This window comes from Microlunatus sagamiharensis, assembly GCF_900105785.1.
GTDB classification, from domain to species: Bacteria; Actinomycetota; Actinomycetes; order Propionibacteriales; family Propionibacteriaceae; genus Microlunatus; species Microlunatus sagamiharensis.
Genome location: NZ_LT629799.1, coordinates 3,003,430 through 3,016,780, shown reverse-complemented (window position 1 = coordinate 3,016,780; position 13,351 = coordinate 3,003,430). Strand labels below are relative to the sequence as shown.

The 13,351-nt window shown below is 74.6% G+C and carries 12 protein-coding genes and 1 tRNA gene; 9 read left to right on the top strand and 4 right to left on the bottom strand.

Going from position 1 to position 13,351, the window contains the following annotated elements:
• Window positions 1-197 precede the first annotated feature (197 nt).
• Window positions 198-1,721 carry an allantoinase AllB gene (gene allB / locus BLU42_RS13860; RefSeq protein ID WP_231918159.1) on the bottom strand — a complete coding sequence of 508 codons (1,524 nt, stop codon included), beginning with the start codon at window positions 1,719-1,721 and terminating at the stop codon, window positions 198-200.
• Complete coding sequence (locus BLU42_RS13855; RefSeq protein WP_231918158.1) at window positions 1,718-2,887, bottom strand: glycerate kinase; 1,170 nt, start codon at window positions 2,885-2,887, stop codon at window positions 1,718-1,720. The genes allB and BLU42_RS13855 overlap by 4 nt, the downstream gene beginning before the upstream one ends.
• 91 nt (window positions 2,888-2,978) lie before the next feature.
• Between BLU42_RS13855 and BLU42_RS13850 the strand changes: the two genes are divergently transcribed.
• Complete coding sequence (locus BLU42_RS13850) at window positions 2,979-3,764, top strand: IclR family transcriptional regulator (RefSeq protein ID WP_091075353.1); 786 nt, start codon at window positions 2,979-2,981, stop codon at window positions 3,762-3,764.
• Between the two features lie 96 nt (window positions 3,765-3,860).
• On the opposite strand, the gene BLU42_RS13845 is transcribed toward BLU42_RS13850, so the two are convergent.
• Complete coding sequence (locus BLU42_RS13845; RefSeq protein ID WP_091080504.1) at window positions 3,861-5,378, bottom strand: dolichyl-phosphate-mannose--protein mannosyltransferase; 1,518 nt, start codon at window positions 5,376-5,378, stop codon at window positions 3,861-3,863.
• Window positions 5,379-5,551: 173 nt separating this feature from the next.
• Here BLU42_RS13845 and rsmI point away from each other — a divergent pair, with 173 nt between their 5' ends.
• The 7 genes from rsmI to BLU42_RS13810 all read left to right on the top strand — a co-directional run bounded on the left by rsmI (window position 5,552) and on the right by BLU42_RS13810 (window position 12,468).
• Entirely contained in the window at window positions 5,552-6,433 is an 882-nt protein-coding gene (gene rsmI / locus BLU42_RS13840) for a 16S rRNA (cytidine(1402)-2'-O)-methyltransferase (RefSeq protein ID WP_091075349.1), read from the top strand.
• Window positions 6,434-6,611: 178 nt separating this feature from the next.
• A complete protein-coding gene (locus BLU42_RS13835) occupies window positions 6,612-7,493 on the top strand; it encodes a TatD family hydrolase (protein ID WP_231918156.1) in 882 nt (293 codons plus the stop codon).
• A 1-nt stretch (window position 7,494) separates the two neighbouring features.
• Window positions 7,495-8,166 carry a nitroreductase family protein gene (locus tag BLU42_RS13830; protein ID WP_091075342.1) on the top strand — a complete coding sequence of 224 codons (672 nt, stop codon included), beginning with the start codon at window positions 7,495-7,497 and terminating at the stop codon, window positions 8,164-8,166.
• Between the two features lie 151 nt (window positions 8,167-8,317).
• Complete coding sequence (locus BLU42_RS21620; RefSeq protein WP_172825796.1) at window positions 8,318-9,403, top strand: resuscitation-promoting factor; 1,086 nt, start codon at window positions 8,318-8,320, stop codon at window positions 9,401-9,403.
• Between the two features lie 25 nt (window positions 9,404-9,428).
• Window positions 9,429-10,277: a 16S rRNA (adenine(1518)-N(6)/adenine(1519)-N(6))-dimethyltransferase RsmA gene (gene rsmA / locus BLU42_RS13820; RefSeq protein WP_091075336.1), complete on the top strand. Its 849-nt coding sequence runs from the start codon at window positions 9,429-9,431 to the stop codon at window positions 10,275-10,277.
• 10 nt (window positions 10,278-10,287) lie between these two features.
• Window positions 10,288-11,217 (top strand): 4-(cytidine 5'-diphospho)-2-C-methyl-D-erythritol kinase, encoded by a 930-nt coding sequence (locus tag BLU42_RS13815; protein ID WP_091075332.1) that lies wholly within the window; start codon window positions 10,288-10,290, stop codon window positions 11,215-11,217.
• A gap of 36 nt (window positions 11,218-11,253) precedes the next feature.
• Window positions 11,254-12,468: a low temperature requirement protein A gene (locus BLU42_RS13810; RefSeq protein WP_091075329.1), complete on the top strand. Its 1,215-nt coding sequence runs from the start codon at window positions 11,254-11,256 to the stop codon at window positions 12,466-12,468.
• On the opposite strand, the gene BLU42_RS13805 is transcribed toward BLU42_RS13810, so the two are convergent.
• Window positions 12,457-12,969, bottom strand: coding sequence for a MarR family winged helix-turn-helix transcriptional regulator (locus BLU42_RS13805; RefSeq protein ID WP_091075326.1), 513 nt, complete (start codon window positions 12,967-12,969; stop codon window positions 12,457-12,459). The genes BLU42_RS13810 and BLU42_RS13805 overlap by 12 nt on opposite strands.
• A 227-nt stretch (window positions 12,970-13,196) precedes the next feature.
• Here BLU42_RS13805 and BLU42_RS13800 point away from each other — a divergent pair.
• A tRNA-Gln gene (locus BLU42_RS13800) sits at window positions 13,197-13,275 on the top strand.
• Window positions 13,276-13,351 lie beyond the last annotated feature (76 nt).

The window sequence follows — 13,351 nt, the reverse complement described above, 5'->3', positions numbered from 1 at the left end:
CGGCCCCTGCTCCACGGTCGGGTCGCGGCCGGACGAGGCGGTGGGGAGCCCGGTGTCGGGAACCTGTGCGCGCATACGTTCCCGACACCGAGCCCAGGATGCAGCGTGGGCTCGGTGAGCGGAAGCTATGCGCGCACAGGTTGCCGACACCACGGAACCGAGCACCGGGGGGCCGGGGGAGTGCGCGCAGTCGAGGTTCAGGCCTCGCCGCGGCGCAGGAGCCGGCCCGTGGGCGTGCCCTCGAGGTCGACGGGCTCGCCGCGGAGGTAGGTACGGCGGACGCGGCCCGACAGCGCGCGGCCCTGGTAGGGCGTGATCGGGTTGCGGTGGTGGAGGCGCCCGGCGTCGACGACGAAGGCGTCGTCGGGGGCGAAGACGGCCAGGTCGGCGTCGAAGCCGAGGGCGAGGGCCCCCTTGGACCGGAGCCCGACGCGCTGCGCGGGTCGCGTGGCCATCCACTCGACCACGCGCTCGAGGCCGATGCCGCGGCGGCGGGCCTCGGTCCAGATCAGCGACAGCCCGAGCTGGAGCGAGGAGATGCCGCCCCAGGCGACGCCGAAGTCACCGTTCTCGAGGTCCTTGAGGTCGAGGGTCGAGGGGGAGTGGTCGGACACGATGAAGTCGATCGTCCCGTCGACCAGGCCCTCCCACAGCGCCTCGCGGTTGCTCGCCTCGCGCACCGGCGGGCAGCACTTGAAGGCCGTGGCCCCGTCGGGGATCTCCTCCGCGAGCAGCGTCAGGTAGTGCGGGCACGTCTCCACCGTGAGGTCGACGCCGTCACGCTTGGCCGAGGCGATCATGGGCAGCGCGTCGGAGGACGACAGGTGCAGCAGGTGCGCCCGGGCGCCGGTCCAGCGGGCTCGCTCGATGACCTCGGCGATGGCGAGGTTCTCCGCACCGCGGGGGCGTGAGGCGAGGAACGACGCGTACGCCGCACCGTCCGGGCGCGGCGCGCGGTCGATCGCCCGCGAGTCCTCGGCGTGCACGATCATCAGCGAGTCGAAGGTCCTGAGCACCGCGAGGTCGGCCTCGAGCTCGTCGGCCTCGAGGTGCGGGAACTCGTCGACGCCGGAGTGCAGCAGGAAGCACTTGAAGCCGAAGACGCCGTCGTCGTGCAGCGCGCGCAGGTGCGGGGCGTTGCCCGGCACGGCTCCGCCCCAGAAGCCGACGTCGACGAACACCTGCCCGTCGGCGAAGAGTCGCTTGTACTCCAGCGCGGGGGCGTTGACCGTGGCCGGGACCGAGTTCAGCGGCATGTCGAGCAGCGTCGTCACGCCCCCCGCTGCGGCCGCGCGCGTCGCCGACGCGAACCCCTCCCAGCTCGTCCGCCCGGGCTCGTTGACGTGGACGTGGGTGTCGACGAGGCCGGGCAGCAGCACCTCGTCGTCGGCCAGCTCCACGACCTGGCGGGCCTGGAGACCCGCGCCGAGCGGCTCGAGGGCCACGACGGTCCCGTCGCGCACCCCGACCTCGCGGGCGACGACGCCCGCGGTGGTGAGCACCCGCCGGCCGCGGAGCACGAGGTCCAGCTCGGGCCCGCCCGGCGAGCCCTGCGAGCGGGCGGGCCGGGTCACCGCAACGCGGTCGTCCGGCACGCCGTGCTCCTGCCGGTACGCGGCGATCAGGCCGCGGATGCGCTCGGGGTCGTTGACGCGGTCGGCGACGGTACGGCTGTCGTCGACGTCCGCTCCCGGCTCCTGCTGGCCGTCCTCGTCCGTCACCGTTCCTCCTTGCTCATGGCCTGCTCCGGTCCAGGTGCCCTCGGGCCCAGGTGCTGGGTGGCGATCCTCGCGCCCACGCGGCGCAGCAGGGGGACGGCGTCCGCGATGCTGCGTGCTGGGTCGGCCTCCAGGTCGGAGAGCGGGTGGACCGCGCCGATCCCCGCGGCCTCGGCGAGCCCGGGCGCGAGGAGGCTCCGGCCGGCGACGGCGACGGTCGGGACGCCGGCCCGTGCGGCGGCCGCGGCGACGCCGACGGGCGCCTTGCCGGCCAGCGACTGCGCGTCCACCGAACCCTCACCCGTCACGACGAGCGACGCACCGCGCACCGCGGCGTCGAACCCCACGAGCTCGAGCACCAGGTCGATCCCCGGGCGGAGGGAGGCCCCGAGCAGCGCGAGCGCGGCGAACCCGGTCCCGCCCGCGGCCCCGGCTCCGGGGAGGTCGCGCCGGTCCTGCCCGGTAGCCGCCGCGACGACGTCGGCCCAGCGGGTGAGCGCGTCGTCGAGGAGCCGCACCTCGTCGGGTCCGGCGCCCTTCTGCGGCCCGAAGACCGCTGCGGCCCCGTACGTCCCGAGCAGCGGGTGGTCGACGTCGCTCGCGACCACGACCCGTACGCCCTCGAGGGCCACGAGGTCGTCGAGGTCGAGGGTCGCGAGGTCGGTGAGTGCGGCGCCGCCCCGGCCGAGCTCGAGACCGGCGCCGTCGAGGAGTCGAGCACCCAGCGCCTGGACCATCCCGGCGCCACCGTCGGTCGAGGCGCTGCCGCCGAGGCCGAGGACGACGTGGTGTACGCCGTGCTCGAGCGCGTGCCGGAGCACCTGGCCCAGCCCGTACGTCGAGGCGGACAGCGGCGCGGGCCGGCCGCCGGGCAGCAGGTCGAGCCCGCAGGCCGCGGCCAGCTCGATCACGGCCCGGTCGCCGCGGACCCCGTACGGCGCGCGCACCGGCTCGCCCGTCGGGCCCTCGATGGTGACCACGACCTCGCGGAAGCCGGCGGCGAGCGCCGCGGTGACGGTTCCGTCGCCGCCGTCCGCGACGGGCAGCAGCAGGAGCTCCACGTCCGGGCGGACGGAGCGGATCCCGTCGGCCAGCGCCTCGGCGACCCCGGCCGCGGGCAAGCAGCCCTTGAACTTGTCGGGGGCGACCACCACCCGCACCGGCTCCACGCGACCAGTCCAGCAGACCCGTCGCCACGGACGCACCGGAGCCCGGTGCTCGGCCGCCGCTCGCCCCTGCCCTGCGGGGTAGGTTTTCCGCATGGCGGAAGCAGGGGCCCGGAGCCCGGAGCGGGTGCAGTCGCTGGACCGCACCTTCAGCCTGCTCGAGCAGCTGGCCGACGGCCCGATGACGCTGTCGCAGCTGGCGGAGGCGACCTCGCTGCCGATGCCGACGGTCCACCGGCTGCTGCGCTTCCTGACCAGCCAGGGCTACGCCCGCCAGGACCGCGCCAAGCGCTACGCCCTCGGCCTGCGGATGATCCGGCTGGGCCAGAGCGCGAGCCGGGGGCTGGGCCCCTGGATCACGCCGTACCTCGCGCGGCTCGTCGACCTCTTCGGCGAGACCGCGAACCTGGCCCTGCTCGAGGGCGACGCCTGCGTCTACGTCGCCCAGGTGCCGTCGCCGCGGTCGGTGCGGATGTTCACCGAGGTCGGGCGCGTGGTGATGCTGCACTCCACCGGTGTCGGCAAGGCGATCCTCTCCGAGCTCGACGACGAGGAGGTCACGGCGATGCTCGAGCGGACCGGGATGCCGGCGCGCACCGAGCGCACGATCACCACGGTGCCGGCGATGCTCGAGCGGCTCGCGCTCGGCAGGCGTGACGGCTACGTGCTCGACGACGGGGAGCAGGAGCTCGGCGTCCGCTGCGTCTCCGTGCCCCTGAAGGGGCTGCCGTTCCGGGCCGCGATCTCCGTCTCCGGCCCGAGCAGCCGCGTGCGCACCGAGGACGTGCCGCACATCGCGCCGGAGCTCGTCGAGATCGCGCGCGAGGTGGGCGAGCAGTTCGCCGCCGCCCGGGCGAACGGCGTCGAGCTCGTCGGCTGACGCACTGCACTTTCTAGCGCTAGTCGCGCTGCCTGGAGCCGCACGAGCGTGGGCGGCCGACCCGCCGCTCGACTGGCGCTAGAAAATGCAGTCGGGCTAGATCCAGCTGCGGAACCACATCCGGGTCAGCCAGCTCGGGTAGGGCAGCAGGGTGTCGGTGAGGATCGGGTAGAGGTAGGCGAAGTTCGCGATCACCACCGCGACGAAGACGCCGACGACGATCCCCGCAAGCAGGCGTCGGTCACCCGATCTCGCGTCGCCCAGCAGGCGCCCGGCGACGAGCGACACGGCCATCACCGAGAACGGGATGATCATGATCGCGTAGAAGAAGAACAGAGGCCGCGAGTCGTACTGGAACCACGGCAGCCACCCGGCCGCGACCCCGACGACCGGGATCCCGAACCGCCAGTCCCGGCCCCCGACCCACAGCAGCAGCGCCACGACGAGGCAGGGGATCGCGACCCACCACAGGATGGGGGTGCCGATGCCGCTGATGACGCGGATGCAGTTGTCCGGGCCGGCGCAGCCGTCGGTGCCCGGCGCGATGTTGTTGACCGCGTCGATCCCGATCGGGCGCGCGACCAGCAGCCAGCCCCACGGGTCGGCGCGGTAGGCGTGCTCGGCGTGGTTGATGAAGTCGCCGGTGTGGAAGTTCCAGATGTCGCGCTGGTACTGGAACCACGACGCGAGCGTCTCGCCGAAGACCTTGGTCGTGGTCGCCTCGGGGTGCTTGGTGCCCCAGTCGCGGTCGTAGCCGCCCGAGGTCGCGAACCAGCCGGCCCACGTCGCGACGTAGACGCCGAGGGCGACGACGACGAGGGAGACGAAGGCGGGGATCCCGTCGCGCAGCAGCGCGAGGTTGGCTCGGCGCCCGGCCCCGGCCAGCCGGCGGGCGCCGACGTCCCAGGCCACGCTCAGCAGCGCGAACGCCGCGAGCACGTAGAGGGCGTTCCACTTGGTGCCCAGGGCCAGGCCCCAGCAGACGCCGGAGGCGATCCGCCACGGCCGCAGGGCCAGCGCCGGGCCGAAGGCGCGGTCCAGGTCGAGCCGACCCAGGCGTACGACGTGGTCGGCCAGCCGGTTCCGGAACCAGTCCCGGTCGGCGGCCAGGCAGGCGACGGCGGCCACGGTGAAGAAGGCGACGAAGACGTCCAGCAGTGCCGTCCGGGACATCACGAAGGCCAGCCCGTCGACCGCGAGCAGCAGCCCCGCGAGCCCGCCGACCAGCGTCGAGCGCGAGACGCGGCGGACCAGGCGGATCGTCACGAGCACGAGCAGCACGCCGAAGACCAGCGGGGCGAAGCGCCAGCCGAACGAGTTCATCCCGAAGAGGTGCTCGCCGAAGGCGATCAGCCACTTGCCGACCGGGGGGTGCACGACGAACTCCGCCGTGCGCTGCATGACGTCGACGTTGCCGCTGGTGATCTGCTCGTTGGCGTTCTCCGGCCAGTTGCGCTCGTAGCCGAACGTCAGAAGCGAGTACGCGTCCTTGGCGTAGTACGTCTCGTCGAAGACGAGCTTGTTCGGGTATGCGAGCCCGGGCAGCCGCAGCACGAAGGCGATCGCACTGATGACGAGGGTGACGACCCAGCCGCGCAGGCGGTCGGCCGGCATCGGGTCGCGCAGGCGGTCGACGGGCGTGCGCAGCGCGGGCGTGGCGGCGACGGCGCGTGCCGGGCGCTCGTCCTCGGGCTCCGCGTCGAACGCCGGCCCGCGCTCGAGCACCGGCCGCGTCACGCGAAGAAGAGTAACCAGGCCAACCTGTGACGAGGTGCCATCCTGACCAGGTGCACCAGCCCCCAGAGCAAGCCGCAGCGGACGGCGCGGGCGTGCTCGTGCTCGCCGGGACGCCCATCGGGCACGCCGAGGACGCCTCGCCGCGGCTGCGTGCCGAGCTCGCCGGCGCCGACGTGATCGCCGCCGAGGACACCCGCCGGCTGCGGGCGCTGCTGCAGCGGATGGGCGTGACGACTTCGGCCCGCGTCGTCTCCTACTTCGAGGGCAACGAGGCGGCGCGGACCGAGGAGCTGGTGGCGACGCTGCTCGACGGGGCGCGTGTCGTCGTGGCGACCGACGCCGGGATGCCCTCGGTGTCGGACCCGGGCTACCGCCTCGTGGCCGCTGCGGTCGCGGCCGGCGTCACCGTGACGAGCGCGCCCGGCCCGTCCGCGGTCCTCACCGCGCTGGCGCTGTCGGCCCTGCCGGTCGACCGCTTCTGCTTCGAGGGCTTCCTCTCGCGCAAGGCGGGGGAGCGTTCGCGCCAGCTCGCCCGCCTGGCCGGTGAGCCCCGCACGATGGTCTTCTTCGAGGCCCCGCACCGCACGGCCGAGACGCTGGCCGCGATGGTCGAGGCGTTCGGGCCGCAGCGGGCGGGCGCGGTCTGCCGCGAGCTGACCAAGACCTACGAGCAGGTCGTGCGCGGGCCGCTGTCCGAGCTGGCCGCCTGGGCCGCCGAGGAGGTCCGCGGCGAGGTCACCCTCGTGGTCTCCGGCGCCGCCGAGCAGGTCGCCGACCTCGAGGGCGCGGCGGCCGAGGTCGCGACGCTCGTCGCCGCCGGCGCGCGCCTCAAGCCCGCCGTCGCCGAGGTCGCCGAACGTTCCGGGGTCCCCCGCAACGCCCTGTACGCGGCTGCCCTCGAGCTGACGAGGCAGCGCAAGACCGCTCCCTGAGCCTGTCGAAGGGGTTCACATCCATCTCTCCAGGAGCGGAGGACGCCGACCTCTTCGAGGCCCTTCGACAAGCTCAGGGAGCGTCTTCCGTCTCCGGGCGCCCGTCTCGAGGACGCTCCCTGAGCCTGTCGAAGGGCCCGAAGGGGTGGCTGCGGCTCGCTGAGGAAGGATCGGGAGCGTGAGCTCACGGACCGACTGGACCGACCTGCCGCCGGCGCCCGAGGGGCTGCCGGGGCCGGTGGTCGACACGCACTGCCACCTGGACATCACCGCGGAGCTGTCGGGGCTCGACCCGGACGACGCGCTGGCCCGGGCGGCGGCGGTGGGGATCACCCGCCTCGCGCAGATCGGGTGCGACGTGGAGCAGTCGCGCTGGGCCGTGGACTTCGCGCGGCGGCACCCGTCGGTCGTCGCCGGGGTCGCCCTGCACCCGAACGACGCCGCCCGGCTCGGCGCCGAGTCGCGGACGGCGCTGGCCGACGGGCTCGCCGTCGTCGAGTCGCTCGCGGGCGACACGGAGGTCCGGGTCGTGGGGGAGACCGGGCTCGACTTCTTTCGCACGCCCAGCGCCGAGGGCCAGGCGCTGCAGCGCGAGTCCTTCGCCGCGCACATCGCGTTCGCCAAGGCGTACGACCGCACGCTGATGATCCACGACCGCGACGCCCACGACGCGGTGCTCGACGTCCTCGACGCGGAGGGGGTGCCCGACCGCGTGGTCATGCACTGCTTCAGCGGCGACGAGGCCTTCGCGCGGGCGTGCCTGGACCGCGGGGCGCACCTGTCCTTCGCGGGGACGGTGACGTTCAAGGCGAACGTGCACCTGCGCCGGGCCCTCGCCGTCGCCCCGCTCGACCGGGTGCTGGTCGAGACCGACGCGCCCTTCCTCACGCCGATGCCGGTGCGCGGACGCCCGAACGCCTCCTACCTCGTCCCGCACACCGCGCGGGTCATGGCCGAGGTCCGCCAGCTCCCGCTCGAGGAGCTCTGCCGCGTGCTCGACGCGAACGCCGACGTCGCGCTCGGCGGGAGCTGGCCCGCGTACGCGGACGCCGACGCCTGACGTGGAGCTCGCCGACGCCCTCGCCCGACGCCGCATGGTCCGGCGCTACGACCCCGACGCCCCGGTGCCCGCGGACGCGGTCGAGGCGGTCGTCGCCGCGGCCCTCCGGGCGCCGTCGGCCGGCTTCACCCAGGGGGTCTCGCTCCTCGTGCTCGACGCACCCCAGGACGTGCGACGGTTCTGGTCCGCCACCGTCCTGAGGGGGGACGACCCCCCACACCCCCCGCAAGGAGTTCCCGTCGCTGGCGCTCCGGAAACCCGGCCGGGCGCGTCGAACCGCTGGCTCGACGGCATGCGGACCGCGCCGGTGCTCGTGCTCGTGCTGACCGACCGGGAGGCCTACCTCGACCGCTACGCGGAGCCTGACAAGGGCTGGACCGACCGCGACGAGGGGCGGTGGTCGGCGCCGTACTGGTTCGTCGACGCCGGGATGGCCGCGATGGCCATGCTGCTGCGGGCCGTCGACCTCGGGCTCGGGGCCTGCTTCTTCGGCGTCCCGCCCGAGCGGGCGGACGCCGTCCACGCGGCCTTCGGGGTGCCCGCCGACCAGCTCGGCGTGGGCGTCGTGAGCCTCGGCCACGCGCCGGCGACGGGGGAGCGCGGCAGCCGCGGGTCGCCCGCACGACGACCGCGCAAGCCCGCCGCGGAGGTCGTGCACCGCGGTCGCTGGTGAGCCGCTCGAGGCGGTGGCAGACCTGCTCGCGCCCGTGGCCGGACCGTTGCGATTTTGACGACCTCTCAGGTGCTCGTTATGGTTCCGTGACCTTTGCGGCCGGAGCGGCCGCTTGACCCCGACCGGCCTGCCCCGGCCAGCCAGGAGCATCGTGCGCGCCATCGTCCCCGTGATCGCCGGAGCGGCCGTCCTCGCCGTCGGCGGCAGCTCCCTCGCCTACGCCGGCCTGCGGTCCGACGTCGACCTCGCCGTCGACGGCCACTCGAGCCAGGTCACCACCAGCGCCCAGACCGTCGGCGACCTGCTGACCGCCCAGGACATCGTCGTCGGCCCGCACGACGTGGTCGCGCCCTCCGCGGCCACCGAGCTGCACGACGGCACCCAGGTGTCGGTGCGCTTCGGGCGCCAGGTCACCGTGGACGTCGACGGCGCCCCGCAGACCCTGTGGACCACGGCCACCGACGTCGGCAGCGCGATCACCGCCCTGGGGCTCGACACCAGCGGTGCCGACCTCTCGACCAGCCGCAGCACGCCCGTGGGCCGCGAGGGCCTCACCGTCTCGCTGGCCATGCCCAAGAAGGTGACCGTCACGGTCGCGGGCAAGAAGAAGACCCTCACGACGACCGGTGCCACCGTCGGCGACGCGCTGGAGGCGGCCGGGGTCAAGCCCGACTCCGACGACGAGCTGAGCAAGCCGGTCGGCGCCAAGCTCACCGACGGCACCAAGGTCACCTTCGTCCGCGTCGACGTCGCGTCGAAGACCAAGCGCAGCGACGTGGGGTACGCGACGGTGTCGAAGAAGTCGTCGAAGCTCGAACGCGGCAAGACGCGCACCGAGACCGCCGGCAAGGTCGGCTCCAAGACCACGACCTACCGGGTCGTCTCCCACGACGGCAAGGAGGTCAGCCGCAAGGCGACCAAGACCGTCGTGAACCGCAAGCCCGTGACCCGCGTGGTCGTCGTCGGCACCAAGGCGCCGGCGCCCAAGAAGGTCTCGACCTCCAGCGCCGGTGTGGCGAACGTCGGTCTGTGGGACAAGATCGCTGCGTGCGAGTCCGGCGGCAACTGGTCGATCAACACCGGCAACGGCTACTACGGCGGGCTGCAGTTCAACCTGCAGACCTGGCGTGCCTACGGCGGCACGGGTCGCCCCGACCAGCAGAGCAAGGCCGCGCAGATCGCCGTGGCCGAGCGTGTCCGCAAGGCTTCGGGCCTCAGCGCCTGGTCCTGCGCCTGACGCACCACGACGGGCGGGGTGCCCGGTGAGCCTGCTGGACCCCCGCTCGATCCGTGAGATCGCCGCCCGGCTCGACCTGCGGCCGACCAAGCAGCGCGGGCAGAACTTCGTCGTCGACGCCAACACCGTCCGGCGCATCGTCGCCGCCTCGGGCGTCGGGGCCGACGACGTGGTGCTGGAGGTCGGTCCGGGGCTGGGTTCGCTGACGCTGGGCCTGCTCGAGGTCGCCGACCGCGTGGTGGCGGTCGAGATCGACGAGCTGCTGGCCGGCGAGCTGCCCCGCACCGTGGCCGAGCGGCTGCCCGAGCGGGCGGACCGCCTGGACGTGGTCACGGCCGACGCGATGCGGGTCACCGAGCTCCCCGCGACGCCGACCGCCGTCGTGGCCAACCTGCCGTACAACGTCGCCGTGCCCGTGCTGCTGCACCTGCTCGCCACCTTCCCGGAGTGGCAGCGCGGGCTCGTCATGGTCCAGGCCGAGGTGGCCGACCGCATCGCCGCCCCGCCCGGCAGCAAGGTCTACGGCGTGCCCTCGGTGAAGACGGCCTGGTACGCGGAGTCCTGGCGGGCCGGCTCGGTGTCGCCGAGCGTCTTCTGGCCCGTGCCCAACGTCGACTCCGGCCTGGTGGCGCTGCGGCGCCGCGAGCCCCCGGCCACCGGGGCGACCCGCGAGCGGGTCTTCGCGGTGGTCGACGCCGCGTTCGGGCAGCGGCGCAAGATGCTGCGCTCGTCGCTCTCCGGCATGGCGGGCTCGTCGGCCGCGGCGTCGGAGGCGCTCGTGGCCGCCGGGGTCGACCCCCAGGCACGCGGCGAGGTGCTCGACGTGGCCGCCTTCGCCCGGGTCGCCGAACGGCTCCCCGGACCGGCTGCGTAGGGTTCCGGGAATGGCCTCGCCCCTGCCGCCCGCCCCGGTCGGCGTGCACGTCCGGGCGCCCGCCAAGATCAACCTCGCCCTCAAGGTCGGCGCGCCGCGTCCCGACGGCTACCACCCGCTCGCGACGGTCTACCACGCGGTCTCCCTCTACGACGACGTCCACGCGGAGTGGGCCGAGCCCGACGAGTTCGAGCTCGAGGCCAGCGGGGAGGGCGTCGAGCAGGTGCCCCTCGACGACAGCAACCTGGCCCTGCGCGCCGCCCGGCTGCTCGCCCGGACCCACGGTGGTGGCGACCGGCTCGGCGTGCACCTGACGATCCGCAAGAACATCCCGGTCGCGGGCGGGCTCGCCGGCGGCTCCGCGGACGGGGCCGCGGCGCTGCTCGCCTGCGCGACGCTCTGGGACATCGACCTGGCCCCGGAGGTGCTGCGCCACCTGGGCGCCGAGCTGGGCAGCGACGTCCCCTTCTCGCTGATGGGCGGCACCGCCGTCGGCAGCGGTCGGGGGGAGGACGTGGCCCCGGCGCTCGCCCGCGGCAGCTACCACTGGGTGCTGGCCTTCGGGCAGGAGGGGCTCTCGACGCCGGCGGTCTACCGCCGCTTCGACGAGCTGAACCCCTCGCCCGAGCCGCCCGAGGTCCCGGCCGACCTGATGAACGCCCTGCGCGGCGGCGACCCGTACGAGCTCGGCGCCGCCCTGGTCAACGACCTGCAGCCGGCCGCGCTCACGCTGCGCCCACAGCTGCGCCGCGTCCTCGACGCCGGCCTCGACCTGGGGGCCGTCGGTGCCGTGGTCTCGGGCTCCGGGCCGACCTGCGCCTTCCTCGTCGAGGACGAGGAGGACGCCGTCGACCTCAGCATCGCGCTCAGCGCGGAGGGCGTGGCGCGCAAGGTGATGCGGGCCGGCGGGCCGGTCGTCGGGGCGCGCGTCGTCGGCTGAGGCGGCCGCGCCGACGACGGCCTAGTGTTCCCAGGCGTGAGCGCGCCCGCCGTCACCGCCCGCCTCGTCCGGCCCCTGCGGCCCCGCGACCCCGACGAGCAGGGGCGCGTCGCCTCCGAGCTCGAGCTCCTCACCGACCTGTGCTTCGTCGTCGCGGTCGCCCAGGCGGCCGCGGCCCTGCACCACGGACTGGTCGCCGGGCTCGTCGGACCGGCGGTGCTCGGCTACGCCATGGCCTTCTTCGCCATCTGGTGGGCCTGGCTGAACTTCAGCTGGTTCTCCTCCGCCTACGACAACGACGACGTCGGCTACCGCCTGCTCACCATCCTGCAGATCGTCGGCGTGCTCACCCTGGCGGCCGGGATCATGACGCTGGCCGAGGGCGTCGAGGAGCGCGAGGGGCACTTCGGGCTGGTCGTCGTCGGCTACGTGGTCATGCGTGTCGGGCTCGTGCTGCAGTGGCTGCGGGCCGCCCGCAACGACCCGGCCCGGCGGCGGACCTGCCTGCGCTACGCCCTGGGGATCGTCGTCGTGCAGCTGGGGTGGGTGGCGTTCTACCTGGCCAGCCACGTCCCGGGCCTCGTGGTGCCGCTGTTCGCGGCGCTCGTCGCCTGCGAGCTGCTCGTGCCCGCGTGGGCCGAGCGGACGGGGGAGACGAGCTGGCACCCGCACCACATCGCCGAGCGCTACGGCCTCTTCTTCATCATCGTGCTCGGGGAGACGATCCTGTCGGCGACGCTGGCCGTGCAGGAGGCGTTCACCGGCGAGACCGAGCACCGGGTCGCCGTCGCCGGCGTCACGCTCGGCGGGGTCCTCGTCGTCTTCAGCCTGTGGTGGCTCTACTTCTCCCGCGAGGCGGCGGAGGTCCTCGAGCGCGCGCGGCGCGACGGCACCCACGCGCAGTACCTGTTCGGCTTCGGCCACTACGTCATCTACGCCGCCGCGGCCGGCGTCGGCGCGGGGCTGGCGGCGCGGACCGAGGCGGTCGCGCACCCCGAGGGGCGCCACCTCGACCTCGTCACCTCCGCGGCCGTGACGGTGCCGGTCGCCGTGCTGCTGCTCGCGATGTGGGTGGTCCACCTGCGCCTGCACGACCGCTCCTGGCGGACCGCGGTGCCCTTCGTCGGCGCCGCCGCGCTCGTGCTGGCCAGCACCCCGCTGCCGGTCTCCGAGCTCGTCACGGGGGCGGTGCTGGCGGCCCTCGTCGTGGTGGAGACCCGCCTGGCGGCGCGGAGGGCCTCAGCCGGCTGAGGCCGGGGCGGCGTACGACGCGAGCAGGCCGCGCAGGGCGGCGGCGAGCGTGCGCCGGCCCGGCTCGTCGAGGGCGGCGAGCAGCTCGCGCTCGGCCTCGAGGAGGTCGACCAGGGCGCCGTCGACGGCCGTGCGGCCCTCGGGGGTCAGCTCGACGAGCACCGAGCGCCGGTCGTCCGGGTCGCTCCCGCGGCGCACCAGGCCGCGCGAGACGAGGCGGTCCACGCGGTTCGTCATGGTCCCCGAGGTCACGCCCGTGGCGCGGACCAGGGCGCCGGCCGAGGCGCGGTAGGGCTCGCCCGAGCGGCGCAGGACCGCCAGCACGTCGAACTCCCAGCCCTCGAGGTCGTGGCGGCTGAAGGCGGCGGCCCGGGCACGGTCCACGTGGCGGGCCAGCCGGTCCACGCGCGAGAGGACCTCCATCGGTGAGGTGTCGACGTCGGGCCGCTCCCGGCGCCAGGCCGCGACGAGGTCGTCGACCTCGTCCGCCCCGTCACCCATGCGGTCAGGCTAAGGGGACTGGTCCCGGCGGCGGCGGAGGACGCCTCCGGACGGGCTCGGGCGGCGACCTCGAGGGGCCGTCCGAGGGAGGTCCGCCGGCTCGGCGGGAGCGGCTCCGGGCGTCCGCACCCGGGCGCTCGGAATGACGCGGGGCGCTGTCCTGCGTACGCTGGGCCGGGCCGGTCCCGGTCGGTCTGGTGACGACGGGGGCACTCAGCACGAGGCGATCCCCGGTTGGTCTGCCGGCAGGGCCCGCCTGACTTTGAATCAGGACAAGCGACGTAGGTTCGACTCCTACCCGGGGAGCAGCGCGGTGCCTCGCGGCGCCGTCCTGCGCCGACGTCCGGGAGCGGCACCGACCGTCGGACGGATCGACAGACAG

Coding starts and splice junctions, on each gene's coding strand:
- BLU42_RS13805 (WP_091075326.1), bottom strand. CDS start 12,969: ATGGGTGACGGGGCGGACGAGGTCGACGACCTCGTCGCGGCCTGGCGC.
- BLU42_RS13815 (WP_091075332.1), top strand. CDS start 10,288: ATGGCCTCGCCCCTGCCGCCCGCCCCGGTCGGCGTGCACGTCCGGGCG.
- BLU42_RS13850 (WP_091075353.1), top strand. CDS start 2,979: ATGGCGGAAGCAGGGGCCCGGAGCCCGGAGCGGGTGCAGTCGCTGGAC.
- BLU42_RS13845 (WP_091080504.1), bottom strand. CDS start 5,378: ATGCCGGCCGACCGCCTGCGCGGCTGGGTCGTCACCCTCGTCATCAGT.